At 43.3% G+C, this 13,879-nt stretch carries 14 protein-coding genes; 7 read left to right on the top strand and 7 right to left on the bottom strand.

Annotated features, from left to right (window positions below; translation table 11 throughout):
• Nucleotides 1-3 precede the first annotated feature (3 nt).
• The 3 genes from AWH61_RS07070 to AWH61_RS07060 all read left to right on the top strand — a co-directional run bounded on the left by AWH61_RS07070 (nucleotide 4) and on the right by AWH61_RS07060 (nucleotide 2,801).
• On the top strand, nucleotides 4-222 hold the full coding sequence (locus AWH61_RS07070; protein ID WP_014949499.1) for a YejL family protein: 219 nt from the start codon (nucleotides 4-6) through the stop codon (nucleotides 220-222).
• Between the two features lie 8 nt (nucleotides 223-230).
• The gene (locus AWH61_RS07065) at nucleotides 231-1,757 is read left to right on the top strand and encodes a DUF3413 domain-containing protein (RefSeq protein ID WP_075176585.1); all 1,527 of its coding nucleotides are present in this window, start codon (nucleotides 231-233) and stop codon (nucleotides 1,755-1,757) included.
• Between the two features lie 129 nt (nucleotides 1,758-1,886).
• Complete coding sequence (locus AWH61_RS07060; protein ID WP_075176584.1) at nucleotides 1,887-2,801, top strand: TlpA family protein disulfide reductase; 915 nt, start codon at nucleotides 1,887-1,889, stop codon at nucleotides 2,799-2,801.
• A gap of 26 nt (nucleotides 2,802-2,827) precedes the next feature.
• Here AWH61_RS07060 and AWH61_RS07055 read toward each other — a convergent pair whose 3' ends face one another.
• The 3 genes from AWH61_RS07055 to AWH61_RS07045 all read right to left on the bottom strand — a co-directional run bounded on the left by AWH61_RS07055 (nucleotide 2,828) and on the right by AWH61_RS07045 (nucleotide 6,157).
• Entirely contained in the window at nucleotides 2,828-3,676 is an 849-nt protein-coding gene (locus AWH61_RS07055) for a putative RNA methyltransferase (RefSeq protein WP_075176583.1), read from the bottom strand.
• A gap of 136 nt (nucleotides 3,677-3,812) precedes the next feature.
• Entirely contained in the window at nucleotides 3,813-4,943 is a 1,131-nt protein-coding gene (locus AWH61_RS07050; protein ID WP_075176582.1) for an enoyl-CoA hydratase/isomerase family protein, read from the bottom strand.
• A gap of 59 nt (nucleotides 4,944-5,002) precedes the next feature.
• Entirely contained in the window at nucleotides 5,003-6,157 is a 1,155-nt protein-coding gene (locus AWH61_RS07045; protein ID WP_039227752.1) for an acyl-CoA dehydrogenase family protein, read from the bottom strand.
• A 258-nt stretch (nucleotides 6,158-6,415) separates the two neighbouring features.
• Between AWH61_RS07045 and AWH61_RS07040 the strand changes: the two genes are divergently transcribed.
• Nucleotides 6,416-7,999 (top strand): response regulator, encoded by a 1,584-nt coding sequence (locus AWH61_RS07040; protein WP_075176671.1) that lies wholly within the window; start codon nucleotides 6,416-6,418, stop codon nucleotides 7,997-7,999.
• 145 nt (nucleotides 8,000-8,144) lie between these two features.
• Here the strand turns inward: AWH61_RS07040 and AWH61_RS07035 are convergent, their stop codons facing one another.
• Nucleotides 8,145-9,020, bottom strand: coding sequence for an NAD(P)-dependent oxidoreductase (locus AWH61_RS07035; protein ID WP_075176581.1), 876 nt, complete (start codon nucleotides 9,018-9,020; stop codon nucleotides 8,145-8,147).
• A gap of 88 nt (nucleotides 9,021-9,108) precedes the next feature.
• On the opposite strand from AWH61_RS07035, the gene AWH61_RS07030 reads away from it, so the two are divergent.
• Nucleotides 9,109-9,594, top strand: coding sequence for a glutathione peroxidase (locus AWH61_RS07030; RefSeq protein WP_061094989.1), 486 nt, complete (start codon nucleotides 9,109-9,111; stop codon nucleotides 9,592-9,594).
• 174 nt (nucleotides 9,595-9,768) lie between these two features.
• The gene (locus tag AWH61_RS07025; protein WP_075176580.1) at nucleotides 9,769-10,809 is read left to right on the top strand and encodes a 2-hydroxyacid dehydrogenase; all 1,041 of its coding nucleotides are present in this window, start codon (nucleotides 9,769-9,771) and stop codon (nucleotides 10,807-10,809) included.
• A gap of 94 nt (nucleotides 10,810-10,903) precedes the next feature.
• On the opposite strand, the gene AWH61_RS07020 is transcribed toward AWH61_RS07025, so the two are convergent.
• The gene (locus AWH61_RS07020) at nucleotides 10,904-11,650 is read right to left on the bottom strand and encodes a methyltransferase (protein ID WP_075176579.1); all 747 of its coding nucleotides are present in this window, start codon (nucleotides 11,648-11,650) and stop codon (nucleotides 10,904-10,906) included.
• Nucleotides 11,651-11,665: 15 nt separating this feature from the next.
• Entirely contained in the window at nucleotides 11,666-12,427 is a 762-nt protein-coding gene (locus AWH61_RS07015; protein ID WP_075176578.1) for a Nif3-like dinuclear metal center hexameric protein, read from the bottom strand.
• Between the two features lie 230 nt (nucleotides 12,428-12,657).
• Between AWH61_RS07015 and AWH61_RS07010 the strand changes: the two genes are divergently transcribed.
• Nucleotides 12,658-13,005, top strand: a complete 348-nt coding sequence (locus AWH61_RS07010; protein ID WP_075176577.1) for a hypothetical protein — start codon at nucleotides 12,658-12,660, stop codon at nucleotides 13,003-13,005.
• 175 nt (nucleotides 13,006-13,180) lie between these two features.
• On the opposite strand, the gene AWH61_RS07005 is transcribed toward AWH61_RS07010, so the two are convergent.
• Entirely contained in the window at nucleotides 13,181-13,804 is a 624-nt protein-coding gene (locus AWH61_RS07005) for a TetR/AcrR family transcriptional regulator (protein WP_014949468.1), read from the bottom strand.
• Nucleotides 13,805-13,879 lie beyond the last annotated feature (75 nt).

Below are 13,879 nucleotides of genomic sequence, written 5' to 3'. Positions count from 1 at the left end.
GCAATGCCCCAACAGAGCCGCTATAGCAACGACGAATTCGAAACGCTAATGAATAACGTTATTCTAACCCTTGAAGAAGGCGGTGCAAACCGCGATCTTTCACTTATGGTGTTAGGAAATGTCATTACGCACATTTTAAATACTCAGGTAGCCCCTGAAAATCGCGAAGCCATGGCAACGCAGTTTGCCGACGTACTCAAGAAAAGCGTTAAAAATAGCTAAGGGATTGCATGATACTTGCCGAATCACCTCGTCGCCAGCGTGTTACTAAACTGGTAAATTGGGGGCATTGGTTTGCCTTGGCGAACATTATCATCGCCATAGTTATTGCCTCGATTTTTGTTTTCTCATCACCTATGCCTGGCACAGGTGTCGGCACCTTGTATCTTCTAGCCAACTGGTTCGGTCATATTGGTTTTATGACCTTTTTTGGCTTTGTTATTTTTATCCTCCCTCTTTGCTATTTGGTTAACAACCCCAGAGTCATAAAGGTCAGCGCGTCTATTATTGCAGCTGTGGGGCTAGCGCTCTTGGCTTTCGATGCGTTGCTATTTAATCGCACAGGCTTCCATATTAGCTTTCACGCCGCGGATTTACTGCGCAGTGAAGCTCAGTCAACAATGGCGATAGAAAGCTGGCAACAGTGGGCATTTTTATTTCTTCTGTTTATCGTTTGGCTTGGCTTCCAGCTGGTCTTAGCCAATGCAATCTGGAAACGTGTTGAACGCTTCACTCGCCATAAAGTGGGCATCCCTGTTACTACATTTTTTGTCAGCTGTTTTGTTACCAGTCACGCTATACACGTGTGGGCTGATGCCAAGTTGTATCAACCTATCATCAAGCAGGACAACATGTTTCCGCTTTCTTATCCTGCGACTGCTAAAACGACGATGTCGCGTTATGGCTTGCTTGACTTAGCGGCTTATGAAGAAAGAAAACAACTTCAGTTCAACCCTGATATTCACAATATTACTTACCCAGCCGAGCCGGTTTATTGTTCTATTGAAACAAGTAGAAACTTAACCGTGGTTGTCCAGACTGATAACGAACAGGCGGTGGACTTAAGTAACATTAAGCGCAGCACCTTAAACAAAGTAGCCAATTACTATTCGACCGCCAGCAGCATAGAAGGCTTAATGACTACTACGCTATTTGGTGTTCCCGAAATATACCAAGACGCTTTATCTCAAAAGCGTCCGGTGTTATTAGCACTTCCATTGGGGTCTGGCATGCCGGTCTCTATTCACAGCGATGAAGCGTTGCCGTTGCCTCAATTAGCGGGATATTTGCAACCGCTGAGCAACAACCATGATGGTTTGCATATTGCGTTTATGAAGAGTGCTGATATCGAAAGCTATGTAAAAAACACGTTAGCGCGCAAACACGATGTGATTGTTGCAACTGGCTTTGGTAGCGAAAGTGGCAAAGGCACGCTGTACAGTACCCTTAAACTGAATGCTAGCATAGCCAGCACGGAAGATTTAGCGCCTACCATTTTAGGTGCATTGGGATGTAACGCCCCTGCTACGTTTTATTCTACTGGCCAAAGCTTACTTTCTCCTTCAAGACCATGGCTAGTTAGCACCTCTGGTGAACGCATTGTTGTGTTCCATGACAATAAGCGTACTGACGTACTTAGTAATGGCAGCTATGAAATAAGCGACATGGCGACCGGCAAACGCAGCAAAGAAGCGCTAAATGTCGATTTATTAAGTCAGGCTATTAAACACCTATCACGATTCTCAACACAGAATTAAAAAAACAGCGGCAAACGATTAAACGTTTGCCGCGCTTTGCTTAGGTGTTGTATATAAACGGATTTATCTGGTTACGCGTAACACATAAAAGATCGTAACTCTCTAAATATTAATATGAAAAGGATTTTCATGAATAAACTGAACCACATAAAATTGCAGTTATTTTTTAGCTTATTTTGCCTACCATGCTTTGAAGCTTCTGCTGACATCGACCCAAATAACTGGATTGAGTGGTACAAAGTTAAAGCGCAACTACCTTACTCTTCATCACTTACACTCTATCCTCCTGTGCACCTGTACGTTGATGGCGATACGGTGAAAGGAACACTGGCATCTCCCTATTCTTTTGATAGCGCAGATAACAACCCAGCAAATAAGTTTTTAGTGGCGGTTACCGACGCCAAGGGAGCAACGCATTTTCTAATCCCCGAGATGACATCGGTAGGTTTTGAAAACGAGACGGGGATTAGTATTGCTAATCTGTATTCTGAGAATTTTGAAAACGGCCAGGTCATCGTTCAGTTGTATAGAGTTAACTCAATTGAGAATCGTACAAATCTTCTACAGTTACATAACAATAATGAAGAGCGAAACAAAGGTATCACTACCGCTTTGGCAAAGATGCATTTGGACGCTCCAATAATTGGAGAGATTTGGAGCTTCTCCGCTACCACATCTAACGACAAAACACTCAACGATGTCATTGAGACTTCGACTACGACTATCGTCCAACTATATAGCCCTTTCTGTGGCTTCTGTAAGCAGTCCATTCCGCTAGTCAATCGTTTAAACAATGATAAGGGTATAAAAGTAGTTGGATTATCAGGCACGGACAATATAGCCGAATTTAAGCAGCATTTGATTACTCATGAGGTTGAATACCCCTTTATTATCTTCGAAGGAGAATACAGTGAATCTGCACTATTGCAAGCTACCGGTCAGAACGGGTTCCCTACCTACATTGTGTTAAACGGCAAAAAACAAGTACAGACTATACTTGTAGGAAGTCCCGCTTTAAAGGAGTGGTTGTCTACCCATCGGTAGAATCGATGGGTAATCCATTATAGATATTACTGTGGTGTTTTTTGCCATAGCTGAATATGGAAGTCTGCGGTTACGCTTTTCAACGTTTCAACAATCTCATCGATTTTGCCGTTTGGCAGTTTCCAGTAAAACGGCGTCATTTTGATAAGTGCCAGCGCATGTTCTTCGCTTTCGAAATGGATAGGAAAGGAAAAGCATTCATTGTAAACCCGTGTAAGCCCATCTCGTTCTTGGTTGTCGATTTCATGCTGTCTTGGATTGTCGTACACCTGCTGTTTAAGCTCAAACAGGTGCTCAGGCGCTGGATCGACCGTCACTAAAAGGCCATTGTTTTTAAGAGCCCTCACATATTCTTCATTACTCCCAGGTGCGAAAACCTGAATCATCACATCTTGCGAGTTACCGCTTAGGGGTAAATCGAAACTGCTAGCAACAACGAACTGTGCTTGTTTGTACGCTTTAGCTGCCAGCTCTACTGCGATTTTGGCGATATCGCTACCTGCTCCTTCAACCTTTAAACCACTCGCTGAAAGTCCTTGTACCATCGCATCCAAGTAACTCCCCTCACCACAACCCGCGTCATAAACCTTTATGGCATTCTTTGATGCTTCTGCATTGGTTGCCGTTTCATTTAGTACCTTTTCCACCAGCGTCACTAATTTATCTTTCAACGGCTTATAGGCATTTAATTGATGGAATTCCCTTCTGGCTCTCACCATTGCTTTGTCGTCACCCGGAAGTTTCGATTTTTTAAATTGAACGGGCAAAAGGTTAACGTAACCAGATTTCGCTTTATCGAAGGTATGGTTATTTTCGCAGCGAATAGGCGTTGTATGTAATGAGATAGGGAGTTTACAAAGTGGGCAGTGCCACATGACAGGTTCTTTTTACTGAGAATTTGCCGTAAAGGATATCAAACCCGACACCTTTACGGCAATAAGTGTAACAACATCACACGCCGAGTTAACACTAACACTGGGCGCTTTCGTGCTTATTTGGAGAACTTTTACACTACAACTTTGCCAATGGATGTTGCTCTTCAGCCCATGGAGAAGTGAAGAAATGTGCTATTGCGCTTTGCGGCACTTCATCTACTGTTTTGTATTTCCACTGTGGTGACATGTCTTTATCAATCAAAAGCGCTCTTACCCCCTCTTGGAACTCACCACTTTCTCCACATCGACAGGACATATCAGCTTCCATTCTAAAACAGTCAGCCAACGTCATATTCGCACCTTTCTTACATTGCTCGAACACCAAATGCATAGTGATAGGAGAACCTTTGGCTAAAGTGCTTTGCGCTCTCTGTAACCACTTATTCTCACTCATGTCTGCGTTAAGAATGGCATGAACTACGTCGGTAACATTGTCAGCCGAACACAAGTCATTAATAAGTGCCATATTCGGCTCAACGTTGCCATTGGGAAGTTCTTCAGGCGTTTTCATTGTGTTGATAATGTGCGAAACACTAGAAGCCAAACTTTCGCTGTCGGTCTTTTCCCACGTGTATTCTACAAGGGTATCAAGCAAAGTGTCTTTTTCGGTACTCGCCAGCAAACTGTCTGCAAGCCCTACAAAGCAAGCATCGGAACCATTCATTTGGCCGCCTGTTAAACCTAGGAAGAGACCTGCTTTACCTGGTAAGCGAGGTAGAAAATAGCTTCCGCCTACGTCCGGGTACAAACCTATCGTAATTTCCGGCATAGCAAGGCGAGAGGTTTCGGTTACTATTCGATGGCTTGCACCGCATAGAAGCCCCATGCCACCGCCCATAACAATTCCACTGCCCCATACAACAATGGGCTTACTGTAATTGTGGATAGTATAATCTAGCGTGTATTCAGTTTCGAAAAATGTTTCTAAGAAAGCTGGAATTTGCCCATTAGCTTCCACCATCGATTTGTACATAGACACTATGTCACCACCGGCGCAAAATGCCTTCTCGCCAGCAGCATCGATCACAACAGCTACGATATCGTTGCGAGACTGCCATCGCTGAAGCGCGTCAAGCATGATGCCAGCCATTTCCAAATCCAATGCATTTAATGCCTTTGGCTTGTTAAGCGTTAAACGGCCTATTGTGTAGTCGTTGCTAGACGTCTTGATTTCATCAACAATGACTACCGATTCCACATCTGTCATTTTCACTCCTTCCCATAGTCCATTAAATCGTGCCCGAATTAGTTCGATAGCGAAGTGTACTACAGTACACTTCTCTCATCTGACAGCAAACGTCTACCAATGATAACGCGCATAATTTCATTGGTGCCTTCCAATATTTGATGTACGCGAACATCTCTGAAGTGACGCTCCAACGGATATTCTTTGATATAACCGTACCCGCCGTGTAGCTGGAGGGCATCGTTACATACATTGAAGCCAACATCTGTCGCGAACCTTTTCGCCATAGCGCAATAGGTGGTTTTGTCTGGGTCGTTATTATCCAGCTTACAAGCCGCCATACGTACCATTTGTCTCGCTGCAACAAGTTCAGTAGCCATATCAGCTAATTTAAACTGTAATGCCTGGAAACCTGCAATAGGTTTACCAAACTGCTCACGTTCATTCATGTAGTCACGCGCAACGTTTAGCGCCTGCTGTGCCGTTCCTACCGAGCAAGTTGCAATATTAATTCGGCCGCCATCAAGCCCTTGCATGGCCATTTTAAAGCCTTGTCCTTCCTCGCCAAGTAACCAACTAGCATCTAATTTCACGTTATCGAACGTGATCATACGAGTGGGCTGTGCATTCCACCCCATTTTTTCTTCGGCTTTACCGTACTCAATCCCGTCGGCATTAGCCGGAACCGCAAATGCAGATACGCCCTTAGGACCATCTTCCCCTGTACGCGCCATTACAACAAGAACATCCGTACTGCCAGCACCAGAGATAAACACCTTAGACCCGTTAAGGACATACCCACCGTCAGCTTTCGTCGCCTTTGTTTTAAGCGACGCTGCATCAGAACCAGCGCCAGGCTCGGTTAGGCAATATGATGCCAGCTTGTCACCGGTTACCAGTTGGTCACACCACATATCTTTAACTTCACTGGTGCCCCAAGTGGCAATCATCCACGTTGCCATGTTATGTATGGTTAACATAGCTGTAGTCGTGGTACATCCCATTGAAAGCTGCTCGAAGATTATGGAGGAATCGAGCCTAGATAAACCCAACCCACCTGCACTCTCAGGCGCATACAATCCACAGAAGCCTAATTCACCCGCTTTCTTTATTGCTTCTACTGGGAAGTGATGTTCTCTATCCCACATAGCGGCGTTAGGTGCTAGCTCTTGCTGAGCGAATTGACGGGCGGTGTCTTCAAAGGCTAACTGGTCATCGGTTAATTCAAAATTCATAAGGCATACCCTCAATTGATTTGCTTTTGGACTACAATAACCAATACTTACCCCTTACGTAAACGTAAAGGTAAATTATTATTTAAAAACATTGGGGGTTAACGTAAATATTTTGTGACGAGAAATGCTATTTCTCTATAGATTCCAGTACGAAGCAAAAAAAGTTATCCTTTTTAATAATGCACTTTTATCTCGCCGCTGATAAGCTAGGTTGATGTAAGTAAACCTTGTTTGGTCGCCGTGGAATTCAGAATAGCTATAGTAGAAGACAATGCTACTGCTCGGACTGCGCTTCGAGGACATTTGATGTCAATTGCTAACTTATCGGTAAGCAGCTTTGCATCTGGTGTAGAACTGAAAGCGGCACTTAAAAAGCAAAATTTTGAACTCCTGTTAATGGACTATCACCTAGGTCAAGGCAAAACAGGCGTGGAATGGATCCAGAGTTTAAGAGAGGCAGGCTTTATAAGACCTAGCACAGGCATTATTTTCTTAACGTCTGATCGCTCACCGCAAATTATTGGCCGTATAATGGATTTACAGCCTGACGTTTTGCTTATTAAGCCATACACCATTGCTTCACTAACCCGCCAAATTAATCATTACTTAAGTTATCGAGACTTTGTTAAAAACGTATTGCACGCGCTGGATAACAAACAACTTGACCGAGCAATTAGTGTCGTTAGAGCTAAGATCACCGAAGGCATTCCTCCTCGGCTTGTTGCTGAAATTAGAAAGCTTTATGCGCGTCTTCTTTTCGAGAATGGTGATTTGCAACGAGCGTTGAGTATTTATGACGACGTGTTAACCCGCTCTGACAAAGTTCTTTGGGCACAATGGGGAAAAGTAAAGTGCCAGTACGCTTCGGGTCAATGGCCACATTGTAAAAGCCATTTGAGCCAAATGGTTAACTCTAGCTTGGCTCGCGACAAGGCATTTGAATGGCTTGCATCCATATCATTTGAACAAGACTCCTACGATCAAGTAGAAAAATACTTAAATGAAATTAAGTTTAGTGAATTAAGCCTACCAGCTGCAAAGTTAAAAACCATTGCCTATCAAAAGCAGGACAAGGTTGTAGAAGCCATCGATCTCTTACAGAAGAAACGGGCTATGCATCGCAGTGCAAAAGACAGGTTCAATGACTTTACGTTTGAGCTCGCTGAGTTCTATTTGTTTCTTGCAGAAGAGTCGCCTGAAACCAATAGAAAAGAAAGCTTGTCTCAGGCTAGAAAATTAGTAGGCATTGCCGGAAGAAGTCAGGGCGACCCGCAGACTTTACAAAAAAGAGACTACCTTTTGGCTTTCTCGGCTGTGCTGGACGGCGACTTAGAAAAAGCAGCACATTTGCTTGAAAGCGACTACGTCGACAATTACCTTCGTACTGAGCCGTCTATCCTCGTTATTGCCGCAAAAGTACATCACGGTCTTGGAGACGAACGTAAAGCTGGTGAGTTACTCTTGATGGCTAAGCGCAAAAACGCGGAGTTACAAGCTATTTCAGAACAGGTTATGAATGACGAGCTGATTTTTTCGGGTGGAGAAAGGTTAGGTTTAAATCACGAACAGGCCATTTCTATAAACGAGGCCGGCACACAACTCTTTATCGAAGGCTTATTCAACAAGGCAATGAGGCATTTTTATGATGCTTTCCAACTCTCACCTGATACCGCAGCATTTGGCTTAAACCTTCTTCAGTGCATGATTGAGTCAGACACAGGTGTTTACCGAAAATTTAACGTCAGACAGCTACTCGACAAGATAATGTCACTCCCCTTGAATGACGTTAATAAGGCCCGTTTGGAACAGCTTACTCTATCTGCTCAAGAACAAGCGCTGTAATGTTTAATTAGCAAATTACTAAAGCAACATCCATAACCTGCGTTATGGATAACAACGCACCGCTTCCAGAACGCCACTGTATTTCGCTGTTTATTACATCTTATTGTAAACCAGCGGGCCTTTTATTCTTGTTAGTCTGTTAGCGTTATTTTAGTCGGGTAAGTAAACTCGATGTATCCCAACGGCCGCCACCAAGCTTTTGAACATCTGCATAATATTGATCAACAAGTGCCGTAAGCGCCAAAGTCGAACCGTTCTTACGCGCTTCATCCAATGCAATGCTTAAGTCTTTACGCATCCAATCAACAGCAAAACCAAAATCAAAGCTGTTATTTAGCATAGTGCTGGCTCTGTTTTCCATCTGCCACGACTGAGCTGCGCCTTTGCTAATAACATCGACAACCGCATTACAATCAAGCCCAGCACGCTGGCCAAAATGCAATGCTTCGGCCAAGCCTTGTACGATGCCGGCAATACAAATCTGATTCATCATTTTTGCTAGTTGACCGCTACCACTCTTACCAAGTAACTGACTGTGTCGTGCATAATGTGCCATTACCGGCTCAACGTTGCTGTATACGTCTTCATCGCCGCCCACCATAATGGTCAGCTGCCCATTCTCAGCCCCAGCCTGGCCACCAGAAACTGGTGCATCCAAGAAGCCAACTTGCTTATCTTGGCAGCTTTTATATAGTTCTCTGGCAATATCTGCTGATGCAGTCGTATGATCGACCAGCACACTGCCCGTCTTCATCACTGCTAACGCCTGTGTGCCCACATCTCTTACATCATTGTCGTTACCCACACACATAAATACGATGTCAGCGCCTTCACACGCCTGCGCAACGGTATTGCTAGCACTGACTTTAGCGTCGCCAGTGTTATAGGTTGAAAGCCAATCCTGCGCCTTTTGAGAGGTACGATTATAAACAGTGACCGAATAGCCAGCTTTGCTCAAGTGCCCTGCCATAGGATAGCCCATTACACCCAAGCCCAAAAAACTCACTTTCAAATTACTCATACAAAATATACTCTAGATACTTAACAAAGATGGTTGGATTACCTAAGAGTAACAGACTTAACAACAACAAAAATATAGGAAAATAATTTTGGCGCTCTATGAACACGCTATTACGTTGAACAACGGTGAACAAACTACCCTTGAACAATACAAGGGTAAGGTATTACTTATTGTTAATACGGCAAGCAAATGTGGCTTTACTCCTCAATATGAAGGACTAGAGTCGCTCTATAAAAAATACAACGATAAGGGCTTTGAAATTTTAGGATTTCCCTGTGATCAGTTCGGACATCAAGAGCCAGGTAGCGACGAAGATATTGCGCAATTTTGTAGCCTTAATTTTGGCGTTTCATTCCCATTATTTAAGAAAACAAATGTAAATGGTCCAGATGCCAATCCGCTCTTTGAGGAATTGAAAAACGAAGCCCCCGGTCTTCTTGGCACAAAACGTATAAAATGGAACTTCACTAAGTTCTTAGTTAATGCTCAAGGCAAGGTGCTAAAACGTTATGCACCTACTGTAAAACCAGAAGCCATTGAGAAAGACATCGCTAAGCTTTTATCAGCGAATTAGTACGCTTTGCAGTTTAGATAGCCGCCGGCATGGCGGCAGTGAACGAGCGTTTTGAAATATACCTAATGCGTAAGTGCTCAATACATCCCACTAGATTTATTGATCTACATCTATGTAGTTTGAATGTGAATGTGGTAATTTTTTGCCGTCTAAGTGACTTAACTGGGTACTAAAATGAATACCTCTGCACGTAAAAAAGCGCACGATAACCTCAGCGACCAACAACACAAAAACATCGCTTTTTTTAGTACTCGCTCTTATGAACACGCTCTGTTTTCTGAATTGCTGGAACCATTAAACGGTGCTAGTGACAAAACCATCAATGCCACATTTTTTGAACACCCACTGAACGCTTCAACCGCAGCGAGTTGCAGTGGATTCAGCGATGTTGTTGTGTTTGTAAATGACGACATTAATAGGAAAACCATTGAAGTTCTAAAACACTGTGGGGTTAAACATATTGCGCTTCGCTGCGCTGGCTTCAACAATGTCGATGTGGATGCAGCAGCAAAGGCAGGTATCACTGTAAGCCGCGTACCCGCTTATAGCCCTGAAACCGTAGCTGAACATACAATTGCGCTAATCCTTACGTTGAATCGAAAAACACATAAAGCATACAACCGAGTACGCGAAGGCAACTTCAATCTTGGAGGATTGATGGGCTTTACGCTTCACGGTAAAACCGTAGGGGTAATTGGCACAGGAAAGATTGGACAAGCGGTTATTCGCATACTATTGGGGTTTGGATGTCATGTGCTTTGCTTCGATCCGCATCCAAATAGTGATGTAACCGCAATGGGAGCCCATTATGTAACGCTAAATGAACTACTTGAAAAAAGCGTTATAGTTACCCTGCACTGCCCGCTCAACGAACAGAGTCATCATATAATCAATGCTAAGCGTATTGATAAAATGCTTCAAGGCGTCATGCTAATTAATACGTCAAGAGGCGGGCTCGTCGATGACAATGCCATCATTAAAGGGCTTAAGTCGAAAAAAATTGGATATTTAGGGCTAGATGTCTACGAAAGAGAATCCGAACTGTTTTTTAACGATCATTCACAAGACATAATTCAGGATGATATTTTTCAGCGCTTAACTACGTTTCCGAACGTTTTAATAACGGGCCACCAAGGGTTCTTCACGCTCGAAGCCTTAGAGGAAATCGCAAAAATCACGGTCAATAATATTATGACGGGTGAGAACGCGCTCTAAGGTGTCACTACAACTATCTACGTATTAGCGCGCTCTTAACCCTATGTAGTCCGCCACGTAAATATCCCAACAAACTCTTTTTTACTGGCTTTTTCTATTTCTCTTTTTCTAGAATCAGCTGAAAATATTTTCCTAACCAAAGGTAAGGCGCTTGCCTATGATACTGCCGCTCTAGCGCAAGTAAGTCATCAAATTTGCTGCTTTGATGGGTTATATCTCGCATGTAATCATGGAAACAACGAATGCCTGCTTTTTCGATAATTTTGAAACCCAATGATTCACAATGTTCAACCACGCGGGTTGCACTTAACGGCTGTTTTGGATTCAGTCTAACTTGCTTTTTAACTTTCATCCCTTTCGCGATGTAATCAAAGTTTCCGTAGATAGCATTGGCAAACAAATTCGCATCTTGGTTGAAAAAGCTTAGGCTTAAACGGGACCCTGGCTTCATGTTCTTATACATAAGATCGATAGCATCAAAGGGCGCATCCAGCCACTCTAAAACCGCATGGCAAATCACTAAATCAAAACTGTCTAAATCCTCAATCTGCTGCAAATATTGATGCCTAATTGTAATATTTGGTGCATCTGCAAGCAGTGTCTCAGCTTGTTGAAGTACATCCTTCGACGCGTCAGTTAACACAACAGAATGCCCTTTAGAAGCAATATGCGCTGTCATTACACCTGTCCCCCCGCCTATTTCAATAGCGCGAACAGGCGTGGTTAAATAAGGCTCGAGGACATCACATAATAAGGTGTGCCTGAGCTTTCCCTTAGTAGTGCCATATATATTGCTTGAGAATTTTTCTGCAATACCATCGAAGATACGATCGTTATTCATATACTACAGTCATCGCTAAGCAGGATTGTCAATATCAATAAACTCGACAGGCACGTCGAATTGCTGCCCAATGTGCTCTCCTAAGGATTTCACACCGTAGCGTTCAGTAGCATGATGACCAGCAGCAAAAAAAGTTATCCCCATTTCCCTTGCCGTGTGTACAGTTTGTTCAGACACTTCTCCGGTAATAAATGCATCGACGCCCAGTTCAACCGCTTGTTCGATGAACCCTTGTCCACCTCCCGTGCACCAAGCAAGCTTCGATATAGGTTTTGATACAGGCCCCTCAATCAGCACGTCTCTCCCTAGCAACTTCTGTAATTTAACCTGTAACGCTGACCCTTCAATTTCTTCTTCAAAATTTCCGTGCATAACAACGCCAACAGGCTTCACACCGCTCACTGCACTTATATTTTGAATGCCTAATAGCGATGCAAGTTGTCGGTTGTTGCCAAATTCAGGGTGTACATCCAGTGGAAGGTGATAAGCAAACAAATTGATATCATTTAACAGTAGCGCTTGAAGGCGGCGCTTTTTCATGCCCGCAATCACTTGTGACTCACCTTTCCAAAAATAACCATGGTGAACAATTAGCGCATCTGCCTTAGCTTCTATGGCGGCATCAACGAGTGCTTGTGACGCAGTTACACCGGTAACTATCTTCTCAATTTTACTTGCGCCCTCTACCTGTAATCCATTGGGGCAATAATCACTGATCTCGCTAACCCTTAACATTCCATCAAGATAATTTTGTAGTTCTAGGCGGGTAATAGACACAAGTCCTCCGGTTGAAAGTTAGACAAATTGTTCAAAAAACGTTATAAAAAGACGCGAACGTTTAGCATTATACCTGTAATTAGACAATTATGAGTGGTGAGTAGATCCAATTTTAGTTTTGCGACACTTGCTGGCTTGGTCGTTACGCTGGGCGAGTTTTTCTTAGCGTTATAGCAATTACATACGTCGCATAGCGTTCGTCATCTTAACAAAATAAAGAGCAAAAAAGCATGGCAAACTTAGACAAAGACGAAGTGATAGCAGCATTTACCGAAGCTTATAAAAAGGCGAACGGCAAAGCACCGTCTATTGAGAGCAAAAGTGGTTGGTACAGTGTAGATGGCGGTAAGAACGTCCGTTTAGCACAGCTTCAAGAAATGACAGCGTCGTTAGCTTCTGGCTCTTCTGACGCCACGAGTGAAAGCGAAGAGAAAAAAGCGCCAAAGAAAGAGGCAAAAGCCGCAGCGAAACCAGCGAAGAAAAAGGCACCTTCATCCAAAAAGTCAGGATTTTCGGTAAAGGATTTCTGGGCAGAAAAGCTCAATGCAGAGGCGCCTGGCGCAACCCTTCCTCGATAATTTTGCATAACCTGATTTAATATCTAGTTTAGCTACTGGTGTAAAAACGCAATAAATGTCGCATACCGTAAGTGTCGTTGAGGCACTTATGTTATGTGACCCCTTCACTATTTATTATGAAATAATAATAGCTTACCACTCTTTCTCAACTGAGTATTTAACGAGCGCGCTTGAATTATTTGCCTGCTAGCCCTTGGGCTACGAATGGAACTAGGTGCTGGATAACTTCTTTTATATCCACATGCTTGTGAAAGTCAGACTCAGCTATTTCTGTTAGCGCTTGGCTCGACGCCATTGAAAATACAAAACTTCCCATCGCAAAATGCAAACGCCAGAATAGTTCTTCCTCAGGTAGATCAGGAAGACAACGCCTTATAGCGTCGACAAGTGCACGGATACAATCACCGTAATCATTCATTAAGAACTTACGCAAATGCCCCTGAGTTTCGTTGTAGCCTCGTCCTAGCAACTTAACAAACGTAGAAGTACCTTGCTCTGAAATGGTGTTGAGGTTAAGCATAGGAGGGATCAACGAATACAAGAGTTGCTCAACGCCCTTCGCACCTTCCATAGGTGTCAAAGACGCCAAGCAAGACTCTACCTGCGGCATTAGGTGATCAAAGTATCTTTTAAACACGGCTTGAATTAAATTCTTCTTACTACCGAAGTGATAGTTCACCGACGCCAAATTCACTTCTGCTCTGGCAGTAATCTCGCGCATGGATGTTTGAGTAAACCCGCTTTGAGAAAATAAGTATTCTGCCGCATCTAATATATCGGTTTTAGTATGCCGTGCCATATTCTTTTTATTATCTTTTTATAGGTTATAAAATTTAACGTATGTCTGTGTTAACAATCGTTTTATCGGTCCTGA

The sequence above is a fragment of the Alteromonas sp. W12 genome, from assembly GCF_001924945.1.
Taxonomy (GTDB): Bacteria; Pseudomonadota; Gammaproteobacteria; order Enterobacterales; family Alteromonadaceae; genus Alteromonas; species Alteromonas macleodii.
The sequence above is the reverse complement of the archived record's forward strand: the minus strand, read 5'-3'. Positions and strand labels throughout refer to the sequence as shown.

What these genes read in the sequence shown, in the direction of transcription:
- AWH61_RS07070 (WP_014949499.1), top strand. Translation starts at nt 4, where the DNA reads ATGCCCCAACAGAGCCGCTATAGCAACGACGAATTCGAAACGCTAATG.
- AWH61_RS07065 (WP_075176585.1), top strand. Translation starts at nt 231, where the DNA reads ATGATACTTGCCGAATCACCTCGTCGCCAGCGTGTTACTAAACTGGTA.
- AWH61_RS07060 (WP_075176584.1), top strand. Translation starts at nt 1,887, where the DNA reads ATGAATAAACTGAACCACATAAAATTGCAGTTATTTTTTAGCTTATTT.
- AWH61_RS07055 (WP_075176583.1), bottom strand. Translation starts at nt 3,676, where the DNA reads ATGTGGCACTGCCCACTTTGTAAACTCCCTATCTCATTACATACAACG.
- AWH61_RS07050 (WP_075176582.1), bottom strand. Translation starts at nt 4,943, where the DNA reads ATGACAGATGTGGAATCGGTAGTCATTGTTGATGAAATCAAGACGTCT.
- AWH61_RS07045 (WP_039227752.1), bottom strand. Translation starts at nt 6,157, where the DNA reads ATGAATTTTGAATTAACCGATGACCAGTTAGCCTTTGAAGACACCGCC.
- AWH61_RS07035 (WP_075176581.1), bottom strand. Translation starts at nt 9,020, where the DNA reads ATGAGTAATTTGAAAGTGAGTTTTTTGGGCTTGGGTGTAATGGGCTAT.
- AWH61_RS07025 (WP_075176580.1), top strand. Translation starts at nt 9,769, where the DNA reads ATGAATACCTCTGCACGTAAAAAAGCGCACGATAACCTCAGCGACCAA.
- AWH61_RS07020 (WP_075176579.1), bottom strand. Translation starts at nt 11,650, where the DNA reads ATGAATAACGATCGTATCTTCGATGGTATTGCAGAAAAATTCTCAAGC.
- AWH61_RS07010 (WP_075176577.1), top strand. Translation starts at nt 12,658, where the DNA reads ATGGCAAACTTAGACAAAGACGAAGTGATAGCAGCATTTACCGAAGCT.
- AWH61_RS07005 (WP_014949468.1), bottom strand. Translation starts at nt 13,804, where the DNA reads ATGGCACGGCATACTAAAACCGATATATTAGATGCGGCAGAATACTTA.